This is a genomic window from Sphingomonas sp. BE138 (assembly GCF_031456125.1).
In the GTDB taxonomy this organism is placed as follows: domain Bacteria; phylum Pseudomonadota; class Alphaproteobacteria; order Sphingomonadales; family Sphingomonadaceae; genus Sphingomonas.
Map to the genome: position 1 here is coordinate 457,128 of NZ_JAVDUC010000001.1, position 12,636 is coordinate 469,763.

At 66.7% G+C, this 12,636-nt stretch carries 11 protein-coding genes; 7 read left to right on the forward strand and 4 right to left on the reverse strand.

The window, feature by feature from the left end:
• Nucleotides 1-60 precede the first annotated feature (60 nt).
• On the forward strand, nt 61-474 hold the full coding sequence (locus J2Y58_RS01955) for a VOC family protein (RefSeq protein WP_310097895.1): 414 nt from the start codon (nt 61-63) through the stop codon (nt 472-474).
• Nucleotides 475-583: 109 nt separating this feature from the next.
• Here J2Y58_RS01955 and J2Y58_RS01960 read toward each other — a convergent pair whose 3' ends face one another.
• The 3 genes from J2Y58_RS01960 to J2Y58_RS01970 all read right to left on the reverse strand — a co-directional run bounded on the left by J2Y58_RS01960 (nt 584) and on the right by J2Y58_RS01970 (nt 3,555).
• Nucleotides 584-1,012 carry a hypothetical protein gene (locus tag J2Y58_RS01960; protein ID WP_310097898.1) on the reverse strand — a complete coding sequence of 143 codons (429 nt, stop codon included), beginning with the start codon at nt 1,010-1,012 and terminating at the stop codon, nt 584-586.
• A gap of 327 nt (nt 1,013-1,339) precedes the next feature.
• The gene (locus J2Y58_RS01965; protein ID WP_310097901.1) at nt 1,340-2,614 is read right to left on the reverse strand and encodes a DUF2264 domain-containing protein; all 1,275 of its coding nucleotides are present in this window, start codon (nt 2,612-2,614) and stop codon (nt 1,340-1,342) included.
• Between the two features lie 2 nt (nt 2,615-2,616).
• On the reverse strand, nt 2,617-3,555 hold the full coding sequence (locus tag J2Y58_RS01970; protein WP_310097903.1) for a DUF4861 family protein: 939 nt from the start codon (nt 3,553-3,555) through the stop codon (nt 2,617-2,619).
• A gap of 110 nt (nt 3,556-3,665) precedes the next feature.
• Between J2Y58_RS01970 and J2Y58_RS01975 the strand changes: the two genes are divergently transcribed.
• The 6 genes from J2Y58_RS01975 (at nt 3,666) to kduD (ending at nt 11,456) form a co-directional block, all read left to right on the forward strand.
• The gene (locus tag J2Y58_RS01975) at nt 3,666-4,400 is read left to right on the forward strand and encodes a FadR/GntR family transcriptional regulator (RefSeq protein ID WP_310097906.1); all 735 of its coding nucleotides are present in this window, start codon (nt 3,666-3,668) and stop codon (nt 4,398-4,400) included.
• A 68-nt stretch (nt 4,401-4,468) separates the two neighbouring features.
• Entirely contained in the window at nt 4,469-7,405 is a 2,937-nt protein-coding gene (locus J2Y58_RS01980; protein WP_310097909.1) for a TonB-dependent receptor, read from the forward strand.
• A gap of 64 nt (nt 7,406-7,469) precedes the next feature.
• A complete protein-coding gene (locus J2Y58_RS01985; protein WP_310097913.1) occupies nt 7,470-8,744 on the forward strand; it encodes an MFS transporter in 1,275 nt (424 codons plus the stop codon).
• Nucleotides 8,741-9,853, forward strand: coding sequence for a glycoside hydrolase family 88 protein (locus J2Y58_RS01990; RefSeq protein ID WP_310097915.1), 1,113 nt, complete (start codon nt 8,741-8,743; stop codon nt 9,851-9,853). The genes J2Y58_RS01985 and J2Y58_RS01990 overlap by 4 nt, the downstream gene beginning before the upstream one ends.
• Before the next feature lie 14 nt (nt 9,854-9,867).
• Entirely contained in the window at nt 9,868-10,704 is an 837-nt protein-coding gene (gene kduI, locus J2Y58_RS01995; RefSeq protein WP_310097918.1) for a 5-dehydro-4-deoxy-D-glucuronate isomerase, read from the forward strand.
• Nucleotides 10,701-11,456, forward strand: a complete 756-nt coding sequence (gene kduD, locus J2Y58_RS02000) for a 2-dehydro-3-deoxy-D-gluconate 5-dehydrogenase KduD (RefSeq protein ID WP_310098352.1) — start codon at nt 10,701-10,703, stop codon at nt 11,454-11,456. The genes kduI and kduD overlap by 4 nt, the downstream gene beginning before the upstream one ends.
• A gap of 200 nt (nt 11,457-11,656) precedes the next feature.
• Here kduD and J2Y58_RS02005 read toward each other — a convergent pair whose 3' ends face one another.
• Entirely contained in the window at nt 11,657-12,619 is a 963-nt protein-coding gene (locus tag J2Y58_RS02005) for a nitronate monooxygenase family protein (RefSeq protein ID WP_310097920.1), read from the reverse strand.
• Between the last annotated feature and the right edge of the window lie 17 nt (nt 12,620-12,636).

Consider the following 12,636-nt stretch of genomic DNA (forward strand, 5'->3'; position numbering starts at 1 on the left):
CTCGGCGCATCCGGCCGTTGAAGGCAGCGGCGGCGCGCTGATGCCGAACGGGAGACGATGATGCCGCAGATCAACGGAGTGCTAGAGACCGCGCTTTATGTCGGCGACAAGGCGCGCTCGGTGGCCTTCTTTCGCGACGTCATGGGCCTGACGATCCTGCGCGACGAGGAGCGGCTTACCGCCTTCGACGCGGGGGGCGCCAGCGTATTGCTGATCTTCGCGCGCGGCGAGTCGACGGAAGGCGAGGATACGCCGCACGGTCATATCCCCGGGCACGACGGCGCCGGTCCGCTCCACATGGCGTTCAAGACCGCGACGACGGATTATGACGCCTGGCGCGATCATCTGCGCGCGCATGGCATAGCCGAGTTGAGCGAGATCCACTGGCCCGCGGGCGGGCGAAGCGTCTATTTCAACGACCCGGACGGTCACGTGCTGGAGATCGCCACGCCGGGGCTGTGGCCGAACTACTGAGTGTTCGATCCTTCCGGTACCGGGCGAGCCTCGGCACGCCCCTCTCTCTCCCCTCGCGCCGACCACGATGTGAAGCCGGGTTTGTTGCCCCGCGGTCGCTCTTGCGGCGTCAGCCGTGCCGTACGCCTTCGACCAGCGGGGCCGGCGCGAGCGGCGGCGACAGGGGGACGGCGAGTGCGCGGACCGCCGCCACGATCTGGTAGGAGGCGAAAGGCGCGAGCAGGCACGGTCGCGCGGCGAGATGCGGCGGCGGCGTCATTCCCGCCTCGCCGATTAGCAGCAGCGGCACGCCGGCGGCGTCAAGCACGTCGAGCAGCGGCAGCGCGGTGCCGTCGCCCAGCCGGAGATTGACGATCGCGGCGGCGGGGCGCTCGCGCAGGTTGGCGAACAACGCCAGCCCCTCCGTGACCGCACGCACCGGCCCGAGCAGCAGCGCCCCCGCGTCTCGCAGCGCATGGCCTAGATAATCGGCGCGGAACGGCTCGGCCTCGGCGAGCAGAAGCAACGGCCGTGGCGGCGGAGAAGCGTCCGGAAACATGCGCGCAACTTGACACGCGAGGCGCAGCGCCGCGTTGATCTGGAATGGTCCGCGTCGATTTCGTCGGGCGTGTGCCTCGCGCGAGCAGCGCAGCCCACTGCAACCCGCGCACGAGGCGACCTGCTGCGCTTCATCTGGGTCGCTTCGCGCGGTAAGATGTCAGCTGTGAAGGAGGTTTGCTCCCGTGTCTCGATCGGCACCGTCTTCTTCAACGCAGCGGACTGCGCTGGCCTGATGCACCAAGCGCGCCTGTCCCTTCTTCTCGGCCGTTGCCCTCTTACCCACTGTCACCGCTTGGTGACGACCGATGGGTCTCGACCCTAACATCTAGTAAGCGACCGCGTAGTCCTTGCGAAAATCCTGACCGGCGAAAGCGCGCCGCATCGTCCAGGGCTGCGGCGGGACGGTCCAGTAAGCGTGATCTGCGGGAAGCCCGAGCGCGATCAGGCTTTCCGATGCGATATACATGCTGCCGGCATTGGAATAGATATCGCCCAACGTCGGCTGGTGGCGTGCGAAGCCGATCGTCAGGAAACCGTCGACGGTGAAGTTGCTGGGATCGGCGAAGATGCGCCGCTGGCTCGCCATGGTCGCGGCGCGTACCTGTCCCGGGGGCAGTGTATCCGGCAACTCGCCGCGCCATGCCAGATGCCCGAGCGGCTGGTGCACGGCGGTGCGATAGGTCAGCGAACGGCCGATCGCCGCATAACTGCCGTCCGGTGCGATCATGCGTTCGAGATGCTCGGCATAGCGCTGTTCGCGCTTCACCGCGCGCGCCAGTTCCTCGGCGGGGCGCAGATTGTTGAAGCTCGGCTTGCCCGCGGCCAGCGTGGACAGGATCTGCACCAGCATGGGGTGGATGACGTAGCTGTTGTAATAATCGAAGTGGAACCGCTCGCCGTCGCCGTACCAGCCGTCGCCGACATACCATTCGAGCATCTTCTTGACCGTCAGGTCGACCCGCATCGGATCCCAGGCCTCGCCGATCGAGAACAGGAATGCCTCGTTCATCGCGGCGAACAGCAGCCAGTTCTGATAGGGCGGAGACACGTGGCGCAGCCCCTTGATCTCTTCGACGATCCGCGTCTTGGTTCGGGCGTCGAGCGGTTTCCACAAGGCGTCGGGTGCCCGTAGCAGCGCGCTGGTGAAATAGGCGGAATCGACCAGCGCCTGGCCATGCCCGCGCCACAGCAAATAGTCCGGGCTCTTCGGATCGACCGCATGCGTGTAGCTTTCGAGCGCCTGCGCGCGCAGCCGGGCGCGCAGCCGTCCCTCGGCACTCGCATCGTCGGGCAGTGCCAGCCAGGGGGCGATGCCGTCGATCAACCGCCCGAACGCCTCCAGATAGGCGACGCCGGGGTTGCGACCATCCCAGGTCGGGCTGAGCTCCGGCGTCCACTCCGCGCGCAACCGCCCGCGCGACATGCGTCCCAGCACGGGTTCGGCCATGCGCCGCAGCAGCGCGATCGCGTCGGCGCGATCTGTCGCGCCATCCGGCAGCGAGGCGTTTGCCGGCGTGGTCGCTTGCGCCGACGCCGCAGTCGATGCCAGTGCGGCTGTCGTCAGTCCTGCCCCCAGCAGCGTGCGTCGGTTCACCTGCATCGTTACCGTCCTGCCGCGGGTATCGCAAAGTCGAGCGCGGCGTTGGCGACATAATCGTCCCACTGCCGGCGAGTGCGGAAACCGCCTTCTCCGTGGTTCCACGCCGATCCCGAGTGATAGACGAACGACTTTCCCGGCGTGACGCGCAGCAGCACCAGATGATTGTCGGCGTCGGCGCGGATGTCGGCGATCATCCGCGGATCGACGCGCAACGCGATCGCCATGCGGCCGTGACCAGGATCGTCCGGTCCCCACCATGACAGCAGCCCGCGCGCGCGATCGACAGTCAACTCCCCGGCACCCTGTCCGGTGGTGCGTTTGCCGATGCCGATGCCGACCAGCAACGGGCCGGGGCGATCGGACGAGATCGTCGAGACCATGCGCGTAAAATGCGTGCCAAGCGGCAGCGTGAAGCGCCGCGTCTCCCACGCCGTGCGACCGACGTCGACCGGCCACGGCGCATAATCGACGCTGAAGTCCGCACGGTCCCCGCCACTTGCGAGGAAACGGTGGCGGACGACGTTGCGTGACGTCCACAATTTGTTGTCGTGCCAAATGCCGAGGCCGCCGGCCCCGCGCGTGGTGCCGACATTGTAGAAGTCGATTCCCTCACCGTGAAAGGCGTGCTGGTCGCCGGTGCGTAGCTGGCGATCGGCGAAGGGCCACGCGACGTTCTTGCCCCAGCTGTCGATGCCCGACCCCGACGGCGGCTCGGCGGCCTCCAGCGCATGGCCATAGATGCGATGCGCGGTGCGGTCGTTCTCCCACAGCAGGTCGCCGTAGCGATAGTCGGCGAGAAGGACGACGGCATGACGACCGCGATCGGGTGGGGGCGGCAGCGGCGTCGCGACCGGCAACGGTGCGGGTTCCTGCGCACTCGCAGGGGTGCCCAACAGCAGCCATGATGCCGCGATCGCAGCCGTGCGCCCGAAACTCGCCAACCCATCCTCCCGCTTCGGCAATGTTGTACGATAACCTAGCGCTTCATATCTATTTTGCCAAGGTGTCGCTTTGTCATGGGGGCGCGGCGGCGACGCTGATAAGGAGAGGTATGACCAAGACCATGTCGCTGGCGGATGCGCTGTACGTCAAACTGGAAGCCCGGATTCGGTCGGGCCAGTTGCCGCCCGGATCGCGCCTGCCGACGCAGAAGGAGATCGCGGAGGACGAAAAGGTCAGCCGTACCGTGGTGCGCGAAGCGGTGGCGCGTCTGGAAGCGCAGGGGATGGCGGTCGCGCGCCAGGGGTCCGGCGTGTTCGTGTCCGACGAGGCGCGCTACCAGGCATTTCAGATTACTCGGCGGGACGTCAGCGAGTTGGCCGACGTGATCCGCTTGCTGGAGGTCCGGCTGTCGGTCGAGGCGGAGATGGCCGCGTTTGCGGCGTCGCGGCGCACGCTCGATGATATCTCGGCCATGCGGGCTGCGCTGCGCGACATGGCGGCGGTTGCGGACGATCCGGTCGCCTCCGCAGCGGCGGACTCGCGCTTCCACGCCGCGATCGCGGGGGCGACGCAGAACGAGATGTTCGTCAAGCTGATCGACTTTCTGGGCGTTCGCCTCGTTCCGCCACGCAACCTGTACTTGCGCGACCAACCGCCCGCGGCGCAGCGCGCCTATGTCGAGAAGGTGCGGGCCGAGCATGAGGCGATCGTCGATGCGATCGTACGAATGAATCCGAACGGTGCACGTGATGCGGCGCGTCACCACATGCAGGAAAGCCTGAGCCGCCATACCGAGTTGAGCGAGGTCTCAAATCTTTCCGACGCGACTGCATCGCCAACTTGACGCGGTTCCAAAGTTGTATGATAACCTGCTCATAAGCCGCCCGGAGCGGCATAGCAGGAGGGGTTATCGTGGGCAGGTCGTTGTTCATCGGCATGGCGTCCGCACATGCCATTGCGTTGACGCTGGTGGCAGCGCCTGCTGCGGCGCAATCAACGTCGACCGAGCCCGTCGCACCGTCGTCGGGCGTGCCGGCGACTGCGCAAGTCGAGCCGCAGGTGCCTGATGATACGACCACGTCGGCCGACGATATCGTCGTCACCGGTTTCCGCCGCAGCCTTGCAGAAGGGTTGGAGCTGAAGCGCGAGGCGATCGGCGTGCGCGACTCGATCGTCGCCGAGGACATCGGCAAGTTCCCGGAAGCAAACGTCGCCGAATCGCTCCAGCGTATCCCCGGTATCTTCCTGTCGCGCGACGGCGCGTCGAACGAAGGCCAGCAGATCAGCATTCGCGGGCTCGGTCCGTCCTTTTCCGTCACTACCATCAACGGCGCGCCGGTGCGTACCACCTCGACCGGCGGCGTCGGCAATTCGTCGCGTACCTTCAACTTCGACGTATTCCCTTCCGAGCTGTTCGGCCGCGTCGACATCTACAAGAGCCCGCTCGCCAACCTTGAGGAGGGCGGCATTTCCGGCAATGTCGATCTTCAGACCCCGCGTCCGTTCGACAGCAAAGGGCGGGTCGTTCGCTACAGCTTCGCGCAGAACTACAACACGGAATCAGGAGAGATCCGGCCGCGGGGTTCGCTGCTCGTCAGCGATACCATCGGCAACTTCGGTGCGCTGTTCGGCGTCGCCTATGCCGAGAACGTGAACGAGCGGTCGGGTTTCCAGTCGACCGGCGGCTACAACTCAACTGCGCTCGCCGCTCCCGGGTATCTGTCCCCGGCCCCGCCGCCGAACACCACCGGAACGTTCCCGTTCGCGCTGGATCTCGACAGTCCGCTCGCCAATCTCGGAGGCTTGACCCGCGCACAGGTCGCCAACGCCTATCTGCCGCGCTTCTACCGCATCTTCACGTCCAGCAACGAGCGGCAGCGGCTCGGCATGGTCGCGTCGCTGCAATATAAAAGCGACCGGTTGGAGGCGAGCCTGGACGGCATCTATTCGCGGCTGACCGACGTGAACGACGAGTTCACCTTCGGCGTGCCGGTGCGCAACGGTCGCACGGTTCCCGGATCGACCAGCCTGCCGGGGCGTGGCACGAAATCGGGGCTGATCCCGGTCGACGTGAAGATCGACCAGTTCAACAATCTTTATGGTACCTTCGACAACAGTTCGATCCTGACCGAAAGCTTTTATCGCGATGCCAAGACCGAGTTCAAATACGGCATCGCGCGCGCGGTATGGAACGCCACCGATACGCTGAAGATCGCCGCGCAGGGCAATCTGAACAAGAGCGAGGCGTTTTCGTCGGGCAATCGGATCGTGTCGAACATCTATTCGATCCGCACCACCTTCGATCCCACGGTCAACGTCACCTACCCGACGATCAGTTCGCCAATTTCGTTCACCGATCCGCGCAGCTTCACCGACCCCAGCCTCGGCTTCGGATCGGCGCGCGAACTCGACGAACAGCGCAGTGCACGACTGGTCGCGACCTGGGAGGCAGGTGAATTTGCGGGCGCCGAATGGTCCGCGCTGCTCGGCGCCAGCTACGTCACCAGCATCAAGCAGGTCGAGCGCCGCGACGGTACGTCGATCGCCCGCTCGCGAACGCTGCCGGGTGGCGGGACCTTCGCGACGATCGACGTCTTCGCGCGCATGGTGCCGTTCCTCCCCTATGGCGCGATCGGCAACGGCGGCAACGCGGGCTATCCGTCGCAATTCGCGACGTTCCCGCGCGCCTTCGTGATGGACTATCTCGACGCGAACGGCGCCAATGCCGCCGCGCCGGTGCAGCTCAATTCCAAATTCCGCGCGCAGGAGAACGTCAAGGCGGCGTTCTTCGAGGCGAACATGAAGCTGCCGCTGGGGCAGGGCGACCTGCGCGGCAACGTCGGCATGCGCTACGCCGATACCGAAATCATCATCGACAATTTCGCACCGACCGGCGGTGGCGCCTTCGGCCCGCGGCAGCGGCGCGGCGGCTACCAGAACTGGCTGCCGTCGCTCAGCCTGGCATGGGACATTACGCCCAAGGTGCTGGTGCGCGGCTCGGCGGGCAAGACGATCACCCGCTCCGCGCTGGTCGATATCGCCAGCGGAATCGCCATCCCCAACCGCTTCAACGCCGACGTGACGGTCGGCAACCCGAACCTCCGCCCGCAGACCGCGACGCAATATGATTTCAGCGCCGAATGGTATTTCCAGCCGGGCGCGGTGCTCAGCCTGGGCGCGTTCAAGAAGTCGCTGCGCGACACGCCGCAGGCGGTGACGATCTTCGGCGTACCCTTCAGTTCGCTGCAATTGTCGCAGGATCTGTTCGACCGCCGCTCACTGACCGGCAGCGACACCGGCACGATCCAGCCCGATCAGCCGTTCAACGTCACGACCGTCGAGAACCAGGGCAAGCTGGAGCTGAAGGGGCTGGAGCTCGCCTATCAACAGAACCTCACCTTCCTGCCCGCGCCATTCGACGGGTTGGGCGTGCTGGGCAGCTTCACGAAGGTCTGGCGCGACGGCAACGACTTCGTGACCAGCAAGGGGACGCGGGTCAGCATCTCGTCGGTGCCGGATTACTCTTACAGTGCGACCGCCTTCTACGAAAAGGGGCCGTTCGCCATCCGCGGATCGTACAATTATCGCGCCCGCGCCGGGAACAGTTCGGTCAACAACGGCAACGACCAGATCGTCTATACCGCGCCGCAGGGCTTCCTCGACGGCACGGTCAGCTATCGCATCAACGAACAATTCGAGTTCCGCGTCGACGCGCTGAACATCACCAACACCAACCTGTACATCTATTACGAGAATCCGGATCAGCCGAAGGGCAACGGCAAGTCGCGCCGCGACAATTCCTTCTTCAACGGCACGACGATCTCGTTCGGCATCCGCGGCAAGTTCTGACCGTCCCCCTCAGGAGCGCGCGATCGCTCGCGCGCTCCCTTTTTCACACGGGAGCGATTGATCCATGACGACACCGCGCTCCGGTCGCTATCGCTGGACGATCTGCGCGTTGCTGTTTGCGGCCACCGCGATCAACTATATCGATCGACAGATGATCGGCGTGCTCAAGCCGGTTCTGCAACGCGATCTAGGCTGGAGCGAGGCGCAATATGCCGACATCGTCTTCTGGTTTCAGGCCGCTTATGCCGCCGGCTTCCTTGTCATGGGGCGGCTGGTCGACCGGCTGGGCGCGCGGGTCGGCTATGCGCTGGCCTTCTCCTTCTGGACGCTGGCGCATGTCGCGCATGGGTTGGTCAGCAGCGTCACGCAGTTTGCCGCCGCCCGTTTCGCACTGGGGCTGGGCGAGGCCGGCAATTTCCCCTCCGGCCTGAAAGCGGTCGCGGAATGGTTTCCACAGCGCGAGCGCGCCTTTGCGGTCGGGCTGTTCAATGCGGGCGCGAACGTCGGCGCGATCGCCACGCCGCTGCTGGTGCCCGCGATCACGCTCGCTTACGGCTGGCGCATGGCGTTCATCGCCACCGGCGCGTTCAGCGTGCTCTGGCTGATCGCCTGGGTCGCGATCTATCGGCGGCCCGAGGAACATGCTCGCGTGTCGCCGCAGGAACTGGCGCTGATCCGCAGCGATTCCGCGCCGCCGGTGCGCCGCATTCCGTGGCTGCGGCTGTTCGCGGTCCGGGAAACCTGGGCCTATGCGGTGCCGAAGTTCCTGACCGATCCGATCTGGTGGATGTTCCTGTTCTGGCTGCCGGATTTTCTCGCCAAGCGCTACGGGCTCGATCTCAAGTCGTTCGGGCCGCCCTTGGTCGCGATCTATCTGCTGTCGGATGGCGGCAGCGTGCTGGGCGGCTGGGCCTCGTCGCGCCTGCTGCGGCGCGGCTGGTCGGCCAACGCCGCACGCAAGGCGGTGATGCTGGGCTGCGCGCTCGCCGTCCTGCCGATCGTCACCGTCCAATATGTCGACCGGCTGTGGTTCGCGGTCGGGCTGATCGGGCTCGCCACCGCCGCGCATCAGGCGTTCTCCGCCAACCTGCTGACCTTGCCCTCCGACCTGTTCCCGCGCCAGGCGGTCGCCTCGGTGGTCGGGATCGGCGGCACGGCGGGCGCGATCGGCGGCATGCTGATCGCCAAGTTCGTCGGTCATGTGCTCGGCATCTCGGGCAGCTACGCGCCGATCTTCGCCGTGGCGGGCGGCGCCTATCTGCTGGCATTGCTGTCCCTGCACGTCATCAGCCCCCGGCTTGCCCCGGCTCGTTTCGAATCTCTGGAGAGCGCCGCATGATCTTTCGACATCTGACCATCGCCGCCAGCATTGCGGCGGTCGCCGCGCCGGCCGCGGCGCAGCAGCAGGGGCCGATCGCGCAGGCGGTAAAGCTCGCCGACTGGCAACTGGCGCACATGGACGTCAATCCACGCAGCGGCGACAGGCGCGCCTGGGAACCGGCGGTGTTCTGGATCGGCATGACCGCGCTCGCCGACGCCGGTGCCCCGCCGCGCATCAAGGACGCGATCCTGGCGATGGGCCGCGCCAGCGGCTGGCGGCCGGGCGAAAAGCCCTATTTCGCCGACGACCATACGATCACGCAAAGCTATCTCTGGGCCGCCGCGCACGGCGCCCCGCCACAGGCGCTCGCCTCGGTCAAGGCGACCTTCGACCGCATCATCGACAAGCCCGCGGTCACCACGCTGGCGTTCGTGGTTCCGCCGGAGGGCTATGGCGCGACCGAATGCCTGACGCGCTGGTGCTGGTGCGACGCCTTGTTCATGGCGCCGCCGGCGCTCGTGGAGCTCAGCCGCCAGACCGGCGACCCGCGCTACCGCAATTTCGCCATGAGGGAATTCTGGGCCACCACCGACTTCCTGCTCGATCCGGTCGAGCGGCTCTATTACCGCGACAGCCGCTTCTTCGAGCGCCGCGACGCGCAGCGCCGCAAGCAATTCTGGGCGCGGGGCAACGGCTGGGTCTTTGCCGGCATGGCGCGGATCATCCCGCTGCTGCCGAAAGGCAGCGCCGATCGCGTGCGGATGGAGGCGCTGTTCCGCGAGATGGCCGCCAGGCTGAAGACGCTGCAAAAGCCCGATGGCTATTGGGCACCTTCACTGCTTGCGCCCGAGGGGTCGCCGCCGGAATCGAGTGGCACCGGCTTCTTCACCTACGGTATGGCGTGGGGCGTCAACAGCGGCGTCCTGCCGCGCGCCGACTATGCGCCGGTCGCGAAGCGCGGCTGGGCGGCGCTGGAACGATCGGTCCAGCCCGACGGACGGCTCGGCTGGGTGCAACAGGTCAGCGACCGGCCTGACAAGGTCGCCGCGCAGGAAACGCAATATTACGGCGTGGGTGCCTTCCTGCTGGCGGCGACGCAGATCGCGCAGCTCGACCGCGCCCGTTGAACAGGAGCACCGACGTGTACGCCAAAACCTATTACGCCACCCATCCCGACATGATGGAGGGTGCCTCCAACCAGGCGCTGCGCGACCGCTATCTGGTCGGCGGGCTGTTCCGTGACGGCGAGATCGTGCTGACCTATTCGCATGGCGAGCGCTTCATCATCGGCGGTGCGGTGCCCGGCACGGGCGCGCTGGCGCTGCCGACTCACAGCGAACCCGCCAGCGCGGCGGGGCACCCGTTGCTTGAGCGCCGCGAACTGGGCGTCGTCAACATCGGGCGCGGTACCGGCACCGTGACGGTCGACGGACAGGCGTTCGACCTCGCGCGTTACGAGGCGCTCTACGTGCCGATGGGTTCCGCGGAGGTGACGTTCGCGGGTGAGGGGGCGCGTTTTTACCTGCTCAGCGTTCCCGCCCACGCGCCGTTTCCGTTGCGCAAGGTGACGCTGGCCGACGCCAATCCGATGCAGCGCGGCAGCCTGGAGACATCGAACGATCGCACCATCTACCAGTTGGTGCTGCCGCATCTGTGCGCCAGCGCATCGCTATGCCTCGGCCTCACGCAACTGAAGCCGGGATCGGTGTGGAATACCATGCCCCCACACGTCCACGAGCGGCGCAGCGAAATCTATCTCTATTTCGACCTGGAGGACGACAATCGCGTCTTCCACTACATGGGTCGCCCCGACGACCTGCGGCACATCGTCGTCGATAACGAGGAAGTCGTCATCAGCCCGCCGTGGTCGGTGCACATGGGCGCAGGGACCAGCAACTATACCTTCATCTGGGCGATGGCGGGCGAGAACCAGGATTACAACGACATGGACGTGTGCGACATATGTCAGCTCCGCTGAACCATCCGTTCGACCTGACCGGCCGCGTGGCGATCGTCACCGGCGCGAACACGGGCATCGGTCAGGCGATCGCCGTCGCACTGGCGCAGGCGGGAGCCGACGTTGCCTGCGTCGGGCGTACCGCGGCAGAGGAGACCGCCGCGCAGATCCGCGCGCTCGGGCGGCGTGCGGCGCTGATCCATGCCGATCTGTCGACGATCGAACCGGTCGAGCGGGTGGTAGCGGAGGCGATCGACGCGCTCGGCAGGCTCGACATTCTCGTCAACAACGCCGGGATCATCCGCCGCGCCGATGCCGTCGACTTCACCGAGGCGGACTGGGACGCGGTGATCGACACCAATCTGAAGTCGGTGTTCTTCCTCAGCAAAGCCGCCGGCCGGCACATGATCGCCGCGGGCGGCGGACGGATCATCAACATCGCCTCGATGCTGACCTTTCAGGGCGGCATCCGCGTGCCGAGCTATACCGCCTCGAAAAGCGGGGTGGGGGGGCTGACGAAGCTGCTCGCCAACGAATGGGCGCGGCACGGCGTGACCGTCAACGCCATTGCGCCCGGCTATATCGCGACCAGCAACACCGCGGCGTTGCAGGCGGACAAAGACCGCAATCGCGCCATCATCGAACGCATCCCGGCGGGGCGCTGGGGCCGGCCCGCGGATTTGGGGGGAGCGGCTGTGTTCCTCGCCTCCGACGCGGCGGGTTACGTTCAAGGCCATGTGTTGGCGGTCGACGGCGGATGGCTGGCGCGATAGCCATCGTAGCGGCGCGACCGCCGGCTTCGGTGGTCTTCACCGACCGACGGCGGTACTGTCCGGGTCGGTTCGGCCTCGGAACCCCCGGCGATCCGCACCGCGACCGCAGGGTTCGGCGGGCCGGTGCCGCCCTCGGCGCACATCGAGCGGTGTTCCCCCATCGTCCGGCGGTGTAGCGCCGCGCCGTCGAGCGTGATCGGTCAGTCGGCTCCGCGCAGCAGGCGTTCGCGCGCCATCTGATATTCGGCGGCGAGTTGCGCGACGCGCTCGGCGGCGGGGACGATCGTGCCGATTGCTCCGATTCCCTGGCCCGATCCCCAGATGTCGCGCCACGCCTTGGCCGCGCCGCCCGAGGCGAAGCTCATCGTTGTGAGGTCGCCCTGCGGCAGATTGTCGGGATCGAGCCCGGCGGCGACGATCGAGGCGCGCAGGTAGTTGCCGTGGACGCCGGTGAACAGGTCCGAATAGACGATGTCGGCGGCACGCCCGTCGACGATCGCCTGCTTGTAGCGGGCGTCGGCATTCGCTTCGTCGGTGGCGATGAAGGCAGAGCCGATATAGGCGAAGTCGGCGCCCATCGCCTGCGCGGCGAGCACCGCGCCGCCGCTGGCGATCGCGCCCGACAACGCGAGCGGGCCGTCGAACCAGGCACGGACCTCCTGCACCAGCGCGAAGGGTGACTGCCGACCGGCGTGACCGCCCGCGCCGGCGGCGACCGCGATCAGGCCATCGGCGCCTTTCTCCACCGCCTTGCGCGCGAAGCGATCGTCGATGACGTCGTGGAGGGTGATGCCGCCCCAGGCATGGACCGCCTGGTTCAGCTCCTCGCGCGCGCCGAGCGAGGTGATGGTGATCGGCACCTTCCACTTGGCGCAGGTGGCGAGATCGAGCTCGAGCCGATCGTTGGACTTGTGGACGATCTGGTTGACCGCGAACGGCGCCGCGGGAGCGTCAGGGTGAGCGCGGTCGTGCGCGGCGAGCTCCTCGGTGATGCGGTGGAGCCACTCGTCGAGCAGCGACGCGGGGCGCGCATTGAGCGCGGGGAACGAGCCGACGATCCCGGCCTTGCACTGCGCGATCACCAGATCGGGGTTGGAGATGATGAACAGCGGCGAGCCGATGACGGGCAGCCGCAGGCGCGACAGGGAAGCGGGGATCGACATGGCGCGGGGTTATGTGG

Excerpts from the sequence above, each read along its gene's own strand:
- J2Y58_RS01955 (WP_310097895.1), top strand. The coding sequence starts at position 61 with ATGCCGCAGATCAACGGAGTGCTAGAGACCGCGCTTTATGTCGGCGAC.
- J2Y58_RS01960 (WP_310097898.1), bottom strand. The coding sequence starts at position 1,012 with ATGTTTCCGGACGCTTCTCCGCCGCCACGGCCGTTGCTTCTGCTCGCC.
- J2Y58_RS01965 (WP_310097901.1), bottom strand. The coding sequence starts at position 2,614 with ATGCAGGTGAACCGACGCACGCTGCTGGGGGCAGGACTGACGACAGCC.
- J2Y58_RS01975 (WP_310097906.1), top strand. The coding sequence starts at position 3,666 with ATGACCAAGACCATGTCGCTGGCGGATGCGCTGTACGTCAAACTGGAA.
- J2Y58_RS01985 (WP_310097913.1), top strand. The coding sequence starts at position 7,470 with ATGACGACACCGCGCTCCGGTCGCTATCGCTGGACGATCTGCGCGTTG.
- J2Y58_RS01990 (WP_310097915.1), top strand. The coding sequence starts at position 8,741 with ATGATCTTTCGACATCTGACCATCGCCGCCAGCATTGCGGCGGTCGCC.
- J2Y58_RS02005 (WP_310097920.1), bottom strand. The coding sequence starts at position 12,619 with ATGTCGATCCCCGCTTCCCTGTCGCGCCTGCGGCTGCCCGTCATCGGC.